The sequence below is a fragment of the Pseudomonas sp. fls2-241-TYG-175 genome, assembly GCF_030209155.1.
Classification (GTDB): domain Bacteria; phylum Pseudomonadota; class Gammaproteobacteria; order Pseudomonadales; family Pseudomonadaceae; genus Aquipseudomonas; species Aquipseudomonas viridiflava.
The window spans coordinates 161,483-176,145 of the sequence record NZ_JARVSO010000013.1; the positions used below are offsets into that span (position 1 = coordinate 161,483).

A 14,663-nucleotide genomic window follows, 5' to 3' on the forward strand; every position below is an offset into this window, starting at 1 on the left:
ACCTTCATAATGCGGCGCATGCTACTCACTCTGCTGCTCTCGGTTTCCACGTCACTGTGGGCCGCCGAGCCGCGTGTACTGACCTGGGCCGAAATGATTCCGCCTGATGCACCTGTCGTGAAGCCGGTGACCACGCCGATGCACGACCTGTCGAAGATGTCCGATGCATTGGCCATGGAGCAAGCACCTGCGGCCAGCCAGCTGGCGCCCCACGCGCCGGTGGTCAAGGCACTGGATGGCAAGCAGGTGCGTCTGCCGGGTTACATCGTGCCACTGGAGGTCAGTGAGGAAGGCAGAGTGATCGAGTTTTTGCTGGTGCCGTATTTCGGTGCATGCATCCATGTGCCGCCGCCGCCGGCAAACCAGATCGTGCATGTCACGAGTGAGCTGGGTGTGAAGGTCGATGAGCTGTATCAGCCGTACTGGATCGAAGGACCGATGCAGGCCAAGTCGTCTTCAAGCGAACTGGCAGAAGCGGGTTATCAGATGCAGGCAGACAAGATTTTTGTCTACGAATTGCCAGACACGTGAAGAGAAAGGGGTTCCCAGCGATTTCATTGAGCTGAGTCAAAGTCGCCGCTCGACAGCGCTTTAACATTCCGCCCATAAATTTCGACTGATTTCCTGGAGCCCCAATGAACAGACATCTGCTTCGCGCCTCTCTCGTCGCGCTCGCCATCGCCGCCCCTACTGCCGCCCATGCATACGAGGCTGGCGACTTCATCGTTCGCGCTGGCGCAGCGCACGTACAACCCAACGAAGACAGCGGCGAGGTCAGACTCGACGGCTCCAAGGTTTCAGGCACCAAAGCCACGCTCGACGGCAATACCCAGCTGGGCCTGACATTCGCCTACATGCTGACCCCGCACATCGGTATTGAACTGCTGGCCGCCACCCCGTTCAGCCACACCGTTGCGGTGAAGGGTCTGGGTCCGGGCCTTGACGGCAAACTGGCCGACATCAAGCATCTGCCGCCGACCCTGTCGTTGCAGTACTACCCGATGGAGCCGTCCTCCAAATTCCAGCCTTATGCTGGCGTGGGCATCAACTACACCATGTTCTTCGACGAAGACCTGACGGGCGACCGCAAGAACCAGGGCTTCAGCAACCTCAAGCTGCAGGACTCGGTCGGCCTGGCCGCGCAACTGGGCATGGACTACATGATCACTGACAACGTACTGGTGAACGCATCGGTCTGGTACGTCGACATCAACACCCAGGCCACCGTGGACGGCCCGTCGGCACTGGCGGTCGGCCGCACCAAAGTGGATGTGGAAATCGATCCGTGGGTCTACATGGTCGGCGTGGGCTACAAGTTCTGATCCACTGCGCGTCAGTCGTTTAAAACACAAAGGCACCCGTTGGGTGCCTTTGCTTTTATGGGCGTTCAAGTGCCTTGAACGTGCCACCGTCTATGTGAACGGTCGAGAATAACCGTGGGCCATTGCTTCCTCTTGGAAACTCCAATTCGTAATGAGCCCAGAGAAACTGCTCAGGCGTCTTCAAAACAGTGTTGTCGTGTGCGTCTATAAAGCGTCCGACAGACGTGATGACGAAGCCCAGGACCGTAATCAGTCCTGGATACATCTGTAGGTACTGAAAGAAAGTAGGCCCCGTCGAGTAGCTGTATCGAACAGAGCTCGGGCCAAAAATGACCATAAGAGCCCCACAAATCGTCAGGATAAAACCACACGTAGTCACAAACCCTGGCGCGATGGGGCCTACGTTTCTGCGACCCGCCTTCGCTGCATCCAGATAACGTGAATACCGGTCCATGAAATCATCGACGACGAACTCGCCAGGCACATCGCGCACTACAACTTTTGGGCGTTTATCAACATCGTTTTCGTCCTGCATGCCGTACGTCCGCTGTAATAGGGCGACGGATGCTAAGAGTCGTCATGCGGGTTGAGAAGATCAAAAGTCGCAACTACAAAAAAGACAGAACAGTCCTACAGCCTCGATACCGAGCGCGGACGCGGAGCGTCCTGGACGGCGTTACCACGCAGAGCGCTCATCGTTATACACAAGTCCTCTTGGAGGAATACGATGATGATCGTTCCTACGCTCTGCGTGGGAACGCCTCCCAGGACGCTCCGCGTCCGCTCTTGAATGTGGCGCAGATGCGTGCCTAGGCTCCAGCGTTATCCACGTCATGCGCTCGGCTCACTGAATCCCCAGTCTGTGCCATTTGTGACGCTCTGCGTCACATTCGGGGTTCGGCTTTCACACTGATCGTGAATCAGCGCCCTATCAACAGTGCCAGCCCCGTGTTCAATGGCGTGGGCGCGTCGATGTTGAAGTGATCGAGCAGCCGCTGATTGCTGGCCCGCGAATGCTTGATATCGCCTGAGCGCGGCGCCTGATAGCTGACCTGCGGTTGCTTGCCTGTGACCTGCGCCAGCGCGGCGAGCAATTCGTTGAGCGAGGTGGTCTGGTTCAGGCCGACATTGACGGCACCTTCGATGACGCTGTCCAATTCCAGTCCCTGCAGCAGCAGCTTGACCAGATCGCCGATGTAGAAGAAATCGCGGGTCTGCTCGCCGTCGCCGAATACTGTGATGGGCAGGCCTTTTTCGATGCGTTCGGCAAAGATGCTGATCACGCCGGAGTACGGCGATGAAGGATCCTGACGCGGCCCGAAGATGTTGAAGAAGCGGAAGATCACCGGCTCCAGTCCGTGCTGGCGACGGTAGAAATCCAGGTAGAACTCACTGGCCAGCTTGTCCGAGGCATAAGGCGTCAGCGGCGCTTTGGTGGTGTCTTCGGTGATGGCCTGGCCTTCGCCGTTGTTGCCATAGACCGCAGCACTGGAGGCAAAGATCACCCGTTTGACGCCCGCTTCGCGCATGGCCTCGCACACATTCAGGGTGCCGATGAAATTGCTCTGGTGCGTGCGCACAGGATCGTCCACCGAGGCCTGCACCGAGGCCACTGCCGCCAGATGCACAACCGCCTGACAGCCCTGCGCAGCTCGCCTGACCAGTGCAGCATCGGCGACATCGCCCACTATCAGCTCGACCTTTGGGTTGTCCAGCGGCAGGTTGCTGCGTTTGCCCGCCGACAGGTCATCGAGGATGCGCACGGCATGCCCGCGAGCCAGCAACGCGTCGGTCAGGTGCGAGCCGATGAAGCCCGCGCCGCCAGTGATCAGAACAGGAGCATCAGACATGTCGGTAATACCGGTCCAGCAGGCTCGGCAGTCCTGCGCGCCAGGCGCGGGGCTTGATGCCGAAGGTATGGAGAATTTTCTTGCAGGCCAGCACGGCGTGCTGCGGCTCTTCGCCCGCATCGGGGCGTGCGGCGTGGGCCTGCGCGGTGGGTGACTCGACGGCCAGCGAATGCAGCAGGCGCGCCTCGGTCAGCACCGCCTGCCCCAGCGCCAGCGGCGTGGTGGCCTCATGTCCGGCGTAGTGGTACGTGCCCCAGAGCGGCGCTTCGCAGTCGAGCTGCTTGAGCACCGAAATCAGCACGCGGGCTGCGTCATCGACCGGCGTCGGATTACCGCGGCGGTCATCGGCCAGCAGCAATTCCTGAGGTTTCTCGGCACTCGACAGGAAACGACCCAGCACGCCATCGGCGCTGTCATCCAGCAGCCAGCCGAAACGGACCAGCACGTGTTGCGGGCAGGTTGCACGCACGCTCTGCTCGATACGCCACAGCGCCTGACCACGCAGGCCGAGCGGAACGGGCTCGTCCTTTTCGCTGTAGGCAGTCGCGCGCGAGCCATCGAAGACTCGATAACTGGAAGGCTGGACCAGCGTGATGTTGTGGTGCTGACACAATTCGGCCAGCCGCTCGACGGAGCGTTCCTGGCGGGTCAGACGCGCTTCGCTTACCGTCTCCGCCTGAAACCAGTCGAAGTAGTAAGCAAGGTTGATCAAGGCATCGGGACGGGTGTCATCGAGCAGTTGCGTCAGGCTCGCTGCGTCCCAACCGTCTTGCGGTGGACGCGGCGCGAGGAAGCCAATGTCTTCCTCGGCACCCAGACGAATCAACGCCTGCCCGAGGGCATTCCCGCCGCCCAACAGCATAAGGCGCATTCGCATAGAGTCAGCAGGCTCGGTATCAGAATCATCAAATAGATAAATGAAAAACGCCTGCAAACATAACACGTTGGCCGCCAACCCCCAACAGTTGCGCAGCCTGGCGGGTTAATGACGCGTCAAGTGGCTGCCGTACCGGGCGCACCGCCGCCCTTGGGCAGGCTCAAAGGTGCCGGGGACGCCGACGGTGCCGATGGCGCTGGCGGCCCCTCGGCTTCGGTACCCGCCTGAGGCCCTGCGATGCCGGGGCTCATCACCATCTGTGGATAAGTCTGGGCGAAGCGCACGCTCGGGTGTTTATCCACAAGCCGCTTGAGCCGCTCGTTGAAGGCACGCCCGACTGCGTATTGCCCACCGGAAGAGGTGCGGAACTGCGCGGTAAGGACCACGCCATTGAGATCCATGCGATCCACACCGAACACTTCCAGGGGACCTTGCAGGTTGTTCTTGAGCAGAACATCTTCGGTGATCGAGTGCCCGACTTCACGGATCAGCGACAGCGCATCATCGATGTCCGAGTCGTAGGTGAACTGCACCGAGAAGAATGCGTAGGCAAACTGGCGGGACTGGTTGGTGACGGCCTTGATCTGCCCGAACGGCACCGAGTGCACGAAACCCTTGCCATCACGCAGGCGCACGGTACGAATGGTCAGGCTCTCGACGGTGCCGGAATGTCCGGTGCTGAGCACCACCCAGTCGCCGATGGAAAAGGTGTCTTCCACAATAATGAACAGGCCGGTAATCACGTCCTGCACCAGTTGCTGCGAACCGAAACCGATCGCCAGACCGACCACACCGGCACCGGCCAGCAACGGCGCGACGTTGATGCCCAGATTGGCCATGGTGGTGATCGCGCAAATCACCACCAGCACGATCTTCACGGCGTTGCGCAGCAGCGGCAGGATGGTCTTGACCCGCGTACTCGGCTGACGGCCGCTGCGATGATTGATCGGCGGCTTGAGGGCTTCCTGAATCGCGGTGTCCAGCACCACCCACAACAGCCAGGTCACGAGGAAAATCAGACCGATGCTGCTCAGCGATTCACTGATGACCCGGCCGAGCGTATTGCGCTGGGCGAACTCGAACATCGAGAAGCCCCAGATTCGGCCCAATACTTCGATAAACGTGATCGCCAGCGCGATGCGCACCACCGCATACAACAGGCTCAACAGACGCGCCTTGTAAACGTGTCCGCCACGCCCGAGCTCTTCGGCAGGCTTGAACAGGTGCTGGAAAACGGTGCTCATGAACACCGTGGCAATCAGCAGAATGGTGGTGAACAACGCGCAGCGCAGCGCTTCCTGACTGTCTTCGCCAGCACCGATCAGGTTGATGGCCGACACCAGAATCATCAGCAGGATAGGCAGGTGCCACAGGTTCGAGAAGATTTTCAACGACTGTTGCAAGGCCGGACGCTGCAGACGGCTGCTCAACGAACGGTTACGAATCAGGTGGGCCACCGGGCGACGCACCTTGATGATCAGCATGCAGAACACGACCGAGGCAAACAGACCGGTAAACACAGCGACGCTGGTGGTCACGTTGCTGCCCAACTGACGGGCAATCTGCGGGCTGGTCAGTGCATCGCTGAGCGCGGCCAGAAAGCCGACCACGAACAAGGGCCTTGGCGCATAGCGGCGGATCATGCGTACCGCTGCACGCTTGTGCCCGGAGTTGAACATCACGATCACGCACAGCAACACCGAAGTCGAGACAATGCCGCTGCTGGTGGCGTAGGCGAAACACAGCGCCAGCGCCCGCCCGACCGAGGAAGGCATGAAGTGACTGACGTAGAGGGTCAGCGGCAGACAGATGATAGCGGGCAGCGTGAACGGCAGGACATACTTGAGAAGCGCCTGACTGCGCTGACGCACACTTAGAAACGCCGTTCGACACAGCCGGACGGCGATGAAACGTCCTACGGTGGTCAGGACCGCAAAAGCGCCTATCCAGACGAAAGACAGAATCAGGAAGTCGCCGACGACACTCCACGGCGAACGCGTGGTGCGTTTGTTGACCAGTTTTTCGAGCTCGTCGGCCGCCCGATCGGCACGCAGTTGCCATGCATCCAGCAGGTTCTCGTCGAGGTTGAGCTTGTCCTGCACGTCATCAATGCTGGTGCTGATCGCGCCCAGCAGGCCGCCTTGCACAAGGAGCTCGGCAGCGGGCTCAGTGGCTGCGGGGTCTGTTCCATCTGCCACCTTGGCGTCGGCTTTGTCTGAAGCCTTGGAATCGGCCTTGGAATCGGCCTTGGCATCGGCTTTGTCAGCCGCCTTGCTGTCCGGCTTTTCAGCGGCCTTGTCATCGGCGGGGACTGCGGCACTCATCGGCAACGCAGGCACATCCGCCGCTTGAACATGGAAGCTGCCCGCGAACAACAGCAGACCCGTAAGGATCAAGGTTTTCAGCTGAGACGCCACGCAGTTTCCTCCTTCAATGGACAGGCAGGGCTTCAGCCCCAAGGAACTGATTCCTGTTTGCGCGGCAAGTTCGGTTTCGACCCGGGAAATAGATGAGCCGATGTTTCAGATGGCCTTGTGCCGGTTAGCGCTTGCGCAGCGCCTTGCCAATCACCAGCGGGCCGGGACCGGTGATCGCCAGCCCGGCGAACAGGATCATCAGCAGCCAGGCGAACTGGCCCTGCTCGAGTGACCATTCGGGGTGAACGAAGAGGACCGCCACAGCCAATACGGCCAGAATCGGCAGACACGCCAGCCGCGCCCACACACCCAGTATCAGAAGCACCGGGCAGATCACTTCGGCAAACACTGCCAGCCCCAGCGTCAGGGTACCGCCGAGGCCGAACGGGTCCTCTATGCGCTGCACTTCCACGCTCCAGTGCATCAGCTTTGGCAGGCCGTGCACCTGCAGTAACAGCAGCGAGACGCTGACGCGAATGAACAACAGCCCCCAGCAAATAAGGATTTGAGCGCGTTTCGGCGACACGCCGGACTGAAGGTGCGATGCGTTGGACAGCATGGTCTAGGATCTCTCGGGCAGGCTGGGCTTTGGCAGGATTATGCGGCGAGCCGGTTGCAGGAAATTGTTTTGATGTGCCGAGTTCACGGACAAGCAGATGGGCACATACACGCAATTTCCGCGGGCGGTCTGGATCGATACTGCTGCAGTGCGCCCGGACAACTGCGCCAGCCCGATCAACCCGACACGAGAGAGAGAACTGCATGAGCACTTTCAAGACAAAAGACGGCACCGAGATCTATTTCAAGGACTGGGGAACGGGCAAGCCAGTGCTCTTCAGTCATGGCTGGCCGCTGGACGCGGACATGTGGGAATACCAGATGGAATACCTGAGCAGCCGTGGCTATCGCACCATCGCGTTCGACCGTCGCGGGTTCGGCCGCTCAGACCAGCCGTGGACCGGCTACGACTATGACACCTTCGCCGATGACATCGCTGCACTGATCGAACACCTGGACCTGCGCGACGTGACGCTGGTGGGCTTTTCCATGGGTGGCGGTGACGTGACCCGCTACATTGGCCGCCACGGCACCGAACGTGTCGCCAAGCTGGCACTGCTGGGTGCGGTGACACCCTTTTTCATGAAAACCGATGACCATCCGCAAGGCGTGGACAAGTCGGTTTTTGATGGCATCAAGGCGGGCCTGCTCAAAGACCGCGCACAATTCATCGCCGACTTCGCCACCCCGTTCTATGGCATCGATAAAGGCCAGACCGTCTCTGATGGCGTGATGACCCAGACACTGAACATCGCGCTGTTGGCGTCGCTCAAGGGCACCGTGGACTGCGTGACAGCGTTCTCCGAAACGGACTTCCGTCCCGACATGGCAAAGATCGACGTACCGACGCTGGTCATTCATGGCGACGGCGACCAGATCGTACCGTTCGAGGCGACCGGCAAGCTGGCTGCCGAGATGATCAAGGGTGCTGAATTGAAGGTTTACTCCGGCGCGCCGCATGGTTTCGCGGTCACCCACGGGCAGCAGCTCAACGAAGACCTGTTGGCGTTTCTGGCTGAGTGATGCCTACACAAGCCGCCTGACAGTTCTTCGGACTGTGGAAGGCGGCTTGCCAGCGATGGCGTCAGCTCAGTCTGTGATGCAGCGCCTGAAAAAACGCATCGCCGGCAAGCCGCCTCCCACGACAAGCAGAGTGTCTTCAGTCAGTTACGCACTGGCTGAAGACATGCGATCAGTCAGCCTGCACGGTCAACTGATTCTGCTCACCCAGTCCGGCGATCCCGAGGCGGATGCGCTGGCCTGCCTTGAGAAAGACCGGTTCGGGCTTCACGCCAAGGCCCACACCGGGCGGTGTGCCGGTTGAAATCACGTCGCCCGGCTGCAGGCTCATGCAGCGGCTCAGGTAAGCGATCAATTGCGGGATGGTGAAGACCAGCGTGCGGGTGTTGCCGTTCTGATAGCGATGGCCATCGACTTCCAGCCACAGGTCCAGCGAATGCGGATCGGCGATCTCGTCGCGAGTCACCAGCCAGGGACCGAGCGGACCGAACGTGTCGAATCCCTTGCCCTTGTCCCAGGTGCCGCCGCGCTCCAGTTGCCATTCGCGTTCGGACACGTCGTTGATCACGCAATAACCCGCCACATGCTCCATGGCATGGGCCTCGTCGATATTGCGCCCGCCCTTGCCGATCACTACACCCAGCTCCACTTCCCAGTCGGTCTTGACCGAACCTCGGGGAATCTCGATGTTGTCGTTCGGGCCGCAAATGGCGCTGGTCCATTTGTTGAAAATGACCGGCTCCTTGGGCACTTCCATGTTGGATTCAGCGGCATGGTCGGCGTAGTTGAGGCCGATGCACACGAACTTGCCTACCTGCCCGACGCAAGCGCCGATGCGTGGCTGGCCTGTGACCAGCGGCAGGCTGACGGGATTGATGGTTGCCAGGGCGGCAAGACCGGCTGGCGTCAGTACATCGCCCGCAATGTCTTTGACATGGCCGGACAGGTCACGAATCTGATTGTCAGCGTCCAGCAGGCCGGGTTTTTCCGCGCCTTTTTCTCCGTAACGTAGCAGTTTCATCGGGTTCTCCTGTTTGTCTGTCGAACATGCAAACCGGGGTCAGACGCTCATGCCGCCATCAATGACGTGCACCGCACCTGAGGTGTATGAAGACGCGTCAGAGCCCAAGTAAAGGATCAGTTGCGCGATTTCCTCGACGCTGCCGATGCGCCCCATGGGCTGGCGGTCGACGAACTGTTGATAGACCTGAGCCTCGGAAACACCTTGTTGCTCGGCCTGGGCAGCGATGCGCGTGCGCAGCGACGGCGAATCCACCGTACCCGGACAAATAGCATTGCAACGAATGCCCTGCCCAATGAAATCTGTGGCCACCGACTTGGTCAGCCCGATTACCGCCGCCTTGCTGGCACTGTAGGCAAAGCGATTGGGCACGCCCTTCACGCTTGAAGCCACGGATGACATGTTGATGATCGAACCGCCGCCACGGGCAAGCATGCCGGGTAGAAACGCCTGAATCATGCGGTACATGGCCGTGACGTTCAGGTCCATGGAACGCTGCCAGCCGGTCTCGTCACAGTCCAGAATAGTTCCTGCGTGCACGTACCCTGCGCAGTTGAACAGCACATCCACCGGGCCGATCCGCTGGCAGGCCAGTCGAATGTCATGCGCCGATGTCACGTCCAGCCGAATGGCTTCAATTCCGTCGATGCCTTGCAGATCGTGCAGATCGATGTCGGTCGCAATGACCTCGGCACCAGCGTTCGCAAACGCCTTGGCACTGGCCAGACCGATGCCCTGCCCCGCCGCCGTTATAAGGACTCGCTTGTCGTTCATGATGCTTCTCCTTGCGAAAGAACAGCACCGACAACCCTAGTTTGCCAACACGCTGCGCGCCGAGAATCGGACCGATGCCGCTGATTCACGCTGAACTGAAAGTCTGCACGTAGACGCCTTCATTTCGATGACGTCGATGGGCTTGCCGTGCAGATCTGGTCGAAGCTAACCCGATAAACCTTTCAGATGCCTGAACACGACAGCCAATTAGAGGGCTGCCACATGGCGTTTTCTTAATAAATCGACGCTCTGGTTGGTGATAAAAACGATCGATCTGCAACAGCGCGGGCAGCGTTGAATCAGACCCACGTTTTTCCAACCGCGGAGGTTCCTCGCATGAACGACTATCTGTTAGGTCATTCCTCAGCAGAACTGGAGCGCCTTAAATTCCAGGCGAACATTCTGTCGCCCATCACCACGCGCCTGCTGATAGAAAGTGGCCTGGAGGAAGGCATGCATGTGCTGGACCTCGGCAGTGGGCCGGGCGACGTCGCCATGCTGGCGGGCAGACTGGTCGGGCCGACGGGCAGTGTCACAGGAATTGATCGCAGCCCCGAAGCCGTCGAACTTGCAAACTTCAGAGCCGCGGAAGCAGGGTTGAGAAACGTAAGGTTTGAGGTCTGTGATATTCAGGACTTTCAGAGCCCGTCACCTTTCGACTGCGTCGTGGGGCGCTGTGTGACGATCCATCAGCGCGATCCGGTCGCTTTTCTGCGTCAGGCGGCAAGCTTGGTCAAGCAAGGAGGAACACTGGCGCTGCATGAGGTGTTCATGGCGAACTTGCCGATGGAGTCGTACCCAAATATCCCTATGCTGACCACTGCGGGCCAACTTATCTGCGCAGCCTTCGACACCGGTGGCGTAACGCACGGCACTGCGGCACACCTGATCAAACACTTTTCAGAGGCCGGGCTGCCCCAACCTGAGCTCTTCTGTCAGCGGCACGTTGGCGGGGGCGAGCGCTCATTCATGTACCGCTGGGCCGCGGAAACGTTGAAAACCGTGTATCCGCACCTGATCAGTATCGGGCGGGTCACTGCCGACCCGGAATACCTGGAAACGTTTGAAGACCGACTGAGAGCCGAGGCAGTGGCCACCCGCGCCCAGATAATTGGGCCGAACCAGATCACCGCCTGGGTCAGGCTATGACAAGCGGCGTTTGAGTAAAAAGATCGAGGCGCAACGTCTGCGGTCATAATTAATACACATCATGAGTACTAATATCATCGCCAGTCGAACGGCCCCTGCCATCATGCGCCGGGGTCGTTCTTTTTTAGCTGGCAAGCGGTGTCCAGACTCAGGCTGAACCTGCTCCACCCAGCGCAGAAATCCTTGATGTCATCAGGAAAAACGTCATGAACAACTGTTCGATAACGCGCTCCCGTCGATTTCCGGTTACCCGTCTTGCGCTGCTCATCTCCCTGAATTCAGTGTGCCTGTTCAGCCCATCCAGCCAAGCCGATGACACACCTGCGGCACCCGTTGACGAAGCGGCGACAACACTTGGCACCGTGTCGGTCATCGGGCAGGGCGAGACGCGGCAGGTGCAGCGTGTCACGCAGAAAGATGTCGAGGCCTATTCCGCGGGTACCAGCCCACTGAAAGTTCTGCAGCGCCTGCCTGGGGTCAACTTCCAGTCCGGTGATCCGCTGGGACGCGAAGAAGGCAGTCAGCGCATCAGCCTGCGCGGATTCGACATGCACCACCTGGGCTACACGCTGGACGGCGTCACGCTGGGCAACATGAGCTTCGGCAACTTCAACGGACTGAGCATCACCCGGGCGATCATTGCCGAGAACATCAAGGCCAGCGAAGTGGCGCCGGGGATCGGCTCGCTGGGCACCGCGTCTAACAGTGATCTGGGCGGCACCATTCAGTTCACCACGTCCGACCCGGACAAGGAATTCGGCGCGCGCCTGTCGCAGACGCTGGGCAGCTATGACACCCGCCGCGAATTTATCCGCGTGGACACCGGCGAGTACAACGGCCTGTCCGCCTATGTGTCGGGCGAGAAATACGACGCAGACGCCTGGAAAGGCCACAACAATCCACAGCAGTCGGACGCGGTGAACGCCAAGGTCAATTACAACTTCGGCGACAACCGCATCAGTTTCTTTCACAGCACCTCATCCCACGAAGAGGCCAACCTGCCCTCGTTGTCGCAGAGCATCATTCAGCGACTGGGCTACAACTGGAGCTACTACACGCCGGACTGGACCCGCGCGGTCAATGCGGCCAACGGTATCTACACAGGCGGCGTGACCAGCGCGTCCGATGCAACTTACAACGCCAGCAGTCTGCGCGATGACGAACTGGACATTCTCAACGGCAACTTCTCCCTGACCGACGATCTGGTGCTGGACACCACGGTCTACCACCACCACGACTCCGGCCGGGGCAACTCGTATTACCCGTTCATCTTCACCAGCGGCTCGACGACGGTGCCCAGCAACTCGATCCGCAGCACGGTGTACGGCATCGACCGTACCGGCTTCCAGACATCGCTTACCTACTACCTGGGCCAGCATGAAATCCAGGGCGGTTTCTGGATTCAATCGAACAAGAACGACATCGCCCGTTACCTGTTCGATACCACCAACGCGACGCCGCAGAACCACATCGTCAAAACCAACGGTCTGCCGCTGGCGGCCACGGTGCTGGACCAGGACTACAACGACCTGACCCGACAGTTTTACCTGCGCGACACCTACACCCTGCTCGACGACCGTTTGAAGCTTGAGTTCGGCGCCAAGAACACCGTGACAACGTCCACCGCAAGGGGCAAGGGCGGTGGTTACGCCAGCGGTTCGCTGGAAGCGCGGGATCGATTCCTGCCGCAGGTGGGCGCGACGTACAAGCTCGATGACGAGGATGAAGTCTTCACCTCGTACTCCGAGAACATGGCCGCATTCCCCAGCGGCGGCTACAGCCCGTTCTTCACCACGCAGACCGCAGTCGATGCGCAGAACGGCTTCAAGGACCTCAAACCGGAAACCTCGAAGACCGTTGAACTGGGCGTACGGCGCAGCACTGCGCTGTATTCGGCCTCGGCGGCGATCTACAGCACGAAGTTCGATAACCGTCTGGTGGCCATCACCAATTGCACCGGTATCGTGATCTGCCAGAACGGCGTGGCCAACGTCGGTTCCGTGACCAGCCGGGGCATGGAGTTGTCATTCGGCCTGACGCCCGATGAGCACTGGCGCTGGTCCAACTCCCTGTCCTACAACCACAGCACCTACGATGACGACTACGTCAGCGGCGGCAACACCGTACCTGTGAAAGGCAAGACGGTCGTCGATACGCCGAAACTGATGTACGCCAGCAACCTGGACTGGAACTGGGAGCACTGGAACGCGGGGCTGCAAGGCAATTACCTCAGCAAGCGTTACTACACCTACACCAATGATTCGAGCGTGAGCGGCTACTGGGTGGCGAACGCCAACCTGGGGTATGACTTCGGCAAACTGGGCGCGGTGAAGGACACGAGTCTGTCGCTGAACGTGGTCAACCTGTTCGACAAACGCTACATCTCCACGCTCAACACCGACGCCAGCGCGGCCACCGACCCACTGGGCAACCTGCAGATTCTGCAGGTCGGTACGCCGCGCAGTGCGTTCGTGACGTTAGGTGTCAAGCTCTGAGGCTAACTGCACTCAGACGAAAAAGCGGTCCTTGAGCGGTACCAGCGCCGCACCGATGGCGGCAGCATCGCCATTGGTTTCGCTGAGCAACAACTTGGGACGCGGTGGCGGCGCCTGATAACGATGCGTCCCCCAGAAGGTGGTGGACGCGATCAGACGCCGTCCCAGCGCAGGCGGCAACTGCCCGCCGAACACCACGGCCTGAGGGTCGAACATACCCGCCAGCGCATTGACCAGCCGGTCCAGCGTCGGCTGGGTGCGCTCGATCCAGGTGTCGACACCCGGCCAGTCAGGATCGAAACGCGCGCGCAGGTCCTCGACAGAGTCCACCTCGATGCCATTTTTGTGCAGTTCCTCGACCAGATAACGCAACGCCGGTCGATTGACCGCTTCTTCGTCGGTATAGAGCGTGATCTCGCCTGCGTTGCCGTGACTGCCGAAGTACGGCTTGCCGTTGATGACCACGCCAGCACCAAAACCATAATTGAACGACAAGTAGATGAAGTTGCTGGCCCAGGCGCCCGCGCCCACCAGGCTCTCGCCGATGGCGGCCGTGGTCGCGTTGTTCTCGAGCCACACCGGCATGTTGAACCGCTCTTCCAGCACGGGCTGCAGATCCATCAACGACCAGTCACGCAAGGGCTCTGGCGCATTGACCTGACGGTTCTCGAGAAAGAAACCGGCGATGGCGAAGCCCATGCCCACCACACGCTCAGGCTTGATGCCGTTGCGCTGCAGGACTCGCTCGATGGTCTTCTGCAGTGCGTCCAGCGTGCTGTTGCGGCTCAATGGCGGCGTACGCAGGACGACCTGCTCCAGCAGGTTGCAGCTCAGGTCAGACACGCAGACCACCGCCGATCCTGTGTTGATCGAAACGCCAATGGAATAGACCGCCTCGTTGACCAGCTCGATGCGCGGGCTGGGCTGACCCCGGCCGTTCCTGACCCGCTCGCCACTGCGCAGCAGACCCCGACCGATCAGTTCCTCGATCAGTCGGTGTACGGATTGCTGCGCCAGATCCATCTCCGCCGAAACGGTGGCGCGAGTGATCGAGCCTCGACGACGAAGGATGTCCAGCAGTTTGCGTTCATTGAGGCTCAGCGAAGCGTGCGTATCAGGTTGCGTATCGCGATCAAGGGGCATGGGTTCGACAGTCAGAAAGAGGATTAAAACAGTCCGT

At 60.0% G+C, this 14,663-nt stretch carries 13 protein-coding genes; 5 read left to right on the forward strand and 8 right to left on the reverse strand.

Annotated elements, in window-relative coordinates:
* The first annotated feature begins 9 nt into the window (after positions 1-9).
* Entirely contained in the window at positions 10-531 is a 522-nt protein-coding gene (locus QRN20_RS11205; protein ID WP_004883732.1) for a DUF3299 domain-containing protein, read from the forward strand.
* Positions 532-635: 104 nt separating this feature from the next.
* Positions 636-1,322: an OmpW/AlkL family protein gene (locus QRN20_RS11210; protein WP_025995578.1), complete on the forward strand. Its 687-nt coding sequence runs from the start codon at positions 636-638 to the stop codon at positions 1,320-1,322.
* Between the two features lie 55 nt (positions 1,323-1,377).
* Here QRN20_RS11210 and QRN20_RS11215 read toward each other — a convergent pair whose 3' ends face one another.
* From QRN20_RS11215 to QRN20_RS11235, 5 genes are all read right to left on the reverse strand, one after another.
* Positions 1,378-1,857, reverse strand: a complete 480-nt coding sequence (locus QRN20_RS11215; protein ID WP_122418147.1) for a hypothetical protein — start codon at positions 1,855-1,857, stop codon at positions 1,378-1,380.
* Between the two features lie 385 nt (positions 1,858-2,242).
* Complete coding sequence (locus QRN20_RS11220; RefSeq protein WP_088234486.1) at positions 2,243-3,172, reverse strand: NAD-dependent epimerase/dehydratase family protein; 930 nt, start codon at positions 3,170-3,172, stop codon at positions 2,243-2,245.
* Positions 3,165-4,049, reverse strand: coding sequence for a sugar nucleotide-binding protein (locus QRN20_RS11225; RefSeq protein WP_122434853.1), 885 nt, complete (start codon positions 4,047-4,049; stop codon positions 3,165-3,167). Before QRN20_RS11225 ends, QRN20_RS11220 begins: the two co-directional genes overlap by 8 nt.
* A gap of 116 nt (positions 4,050-4,165) precedes the next feature.
* Complete coding sequence (locus tag QRN20_RS11230) at positions 4,166-6,466, reverse strand: mechanosensitive ion channel family protein (protein WP_058431714.1); 2,301 nt, start codon at positions 6,464-6,466, stop codon at positions 4,166-4,168.
* Between the two features lie 124 nt (positions 6,467-6,590).
* Complete coding sequence (locus QRN20_RS11235) at positions 6,591-7,025, reverse strand: DoxX family protein (RefSeq protein WP_122501366.1); 435 nt, start codon at positions 7,023-7,025, stop codon at positions 6,591-6,593.
* A 203-nt stretch (positions 7,026-7,228) separates the two neighbouring features.
* Between QRN20_RS11235 and QRN20_RS11240 the strand changes: the two genes are divergently transcribed.
* Positions 7,229-8,047 carry an alpha/beta fold hydrolase gene (locus tag QRN20_RS11240; RefSeq protein WP_058431715.1) on the forward strand — a complete coding sequence of 273 codons (819 nt, stop codon included), beginning with the start codon at positions 7,229-7,231 and terminating at the stop codon, positions 8,045-8,047.
* Positions 8,048-8,216: 169 nt separating this feature from the next.
* Here the strand turns inward: QRN20_RS11240 and QRN20_RS11245 are convergent, their stop codons facing one another.
* Positions 8,217-9,065: an ureidoglycolate lyase gene (locus QRN20_RS11245; RefSeq protein WP_043305261.1), complete on the reverse strand. Its 849-nt coding sequence runs from the start codon at positions 9,063-9,065 to the stop codon at positions 8,217-8,219.
* A gap of 39 nt (positions 9,066-9,104) precedes the next feature.
* Entirely contained in the window at positions 9,105-9,839 is a 735-nt protein-coding gene (locus QRN20_RS11250) for an SDR family oxidoreductase (RefSeq protein WP_122412626.1), read from the reverse strand.
* A gap of 336 nt (positions 9,840-10,175) precedes the next feature.
* On the opposite strand from QRN20_RS11250, the gene QRN20_RS11255 reads away from it, so the two are divergent.
* Positions 10,176-10,988, forward strand: coding sequence for a class I SAM-dependent methyltransferase (locus tag QRN20_RS11255; protein WP_069143129.1), 813 nt, complete (start codon positions 10,176-10,178; stop codon positions 10,986-10,988).
* Positions 10,989-11,194: 206 nt separating this feature from the next.
* On the forward strand, positions 11,195-13,483 hold the full coding sequence (locus QRN20_RS11260; RefSeq protein ID WP_122418149.1) for a TonB-dependent receptor: 2,289 nt from the start codon (positions 11,195-11,197) through the stop codon (positions 13,481-13,483).
* A gap of 12 nt (positions 13,484-13,495) precedes the next feature.
* Here QRN20_RS11260 and QRN20_RS11265 read toward each other — a convergent pair whose 3' ends face one another.
* Entirely contained in the window at positions 13,496-14,626 is a 1,131-nt protein-coding gene (locus QRN20_RS11265; RefSeq protein ID WP_122412628.1) for an ROK family transcriptional regulator, read from the reverse strand.
* Positions 14,627-14,663: the final 37 nt, after the last annotated feature.

Coding starts and splice junctions, on each gene's coding strand:
- QRN20_RS11205 (WP_004883732.1), top strand. CDS start 10: ATGCGGCGCATGCTACTCACTCTGCTGCTCTCGGTTTCCACGTCACTG.
- QRN20_RS11210 (WP_025995578.1), top strand. CDS start 636: ATGAACAGACATCTGCTTCGCGCCTCTCTCGTCGCGCTCGCCATCGCC.
- QRN20_RS11215 (WP_122418147.1), bottom strand. CDS start 1,857: ATGCAGGACGAAAACGATGTTGATAAACGCCCAAAAGTTGTAGTGCGC.
- QRN20_RS11220 (WP_088234486.1), bottom strand. CDS start 3,172: ATGTCTGATGCTCCTGTTCTGATCACTGGCGGCGCGGGCTTCATCGGC.
- QRN20_RS11225 (WP_122434853.1), bottom strand. CDS start 4,049: ATGCGAATGCGCCTTATGCTGTTGGGCGGCGGGAATGCCCTCGGGCAG.
- QRN20_RS11235 (WP_122501366.1), bottom strand. CDS start 7,025: ATGCTGTCCAACGCATCGCACCTTCAGTCCGGCGTGTCGCCGAAACGC.
- QRN20_RS11240 (WP_058431715.1), top strand. CDS start 7,229: ATGAGCACTTTCAAGACAAAAGACGGCACCGAGATCTATTTCAAGGAC.
- QRN20_RS11245 (WP_043305261.1), bottom strand. CDS start 9,065: ATGAAACTGCTACGTTACGGAGAAAAAGGCGCGGAAAAACCCGGCCTG.
- QRN20_RS11250 (WP_122412626.1), bottom strand. CDS start 9,839: ATGAACGACAAGCGAGTCCTTATAACGGCGGCGGGGCAGGGCATCGGT.
- QRN20_RS11255 (WP_069143129.1), top strand. CDS start 10,176: ATGAACGACTATCTGTTAGGTCATTCCTCAGCAGAACTGGAGCGCCTT.
- QRN20_RS11260 (WP_122418149.1), top strand. CDS start 11,195: ATGAACAACTGTTCGATAACGCGCTCCCGTCGATTTCCGGTTACCCGT.
- QRN20_RS11265 (WP_122412628.1), bottom strand. CDS start 14,626: ATGCCCCTTGATCGCGATACGCAACCTGATACGCACGCTTCGCTGAGC.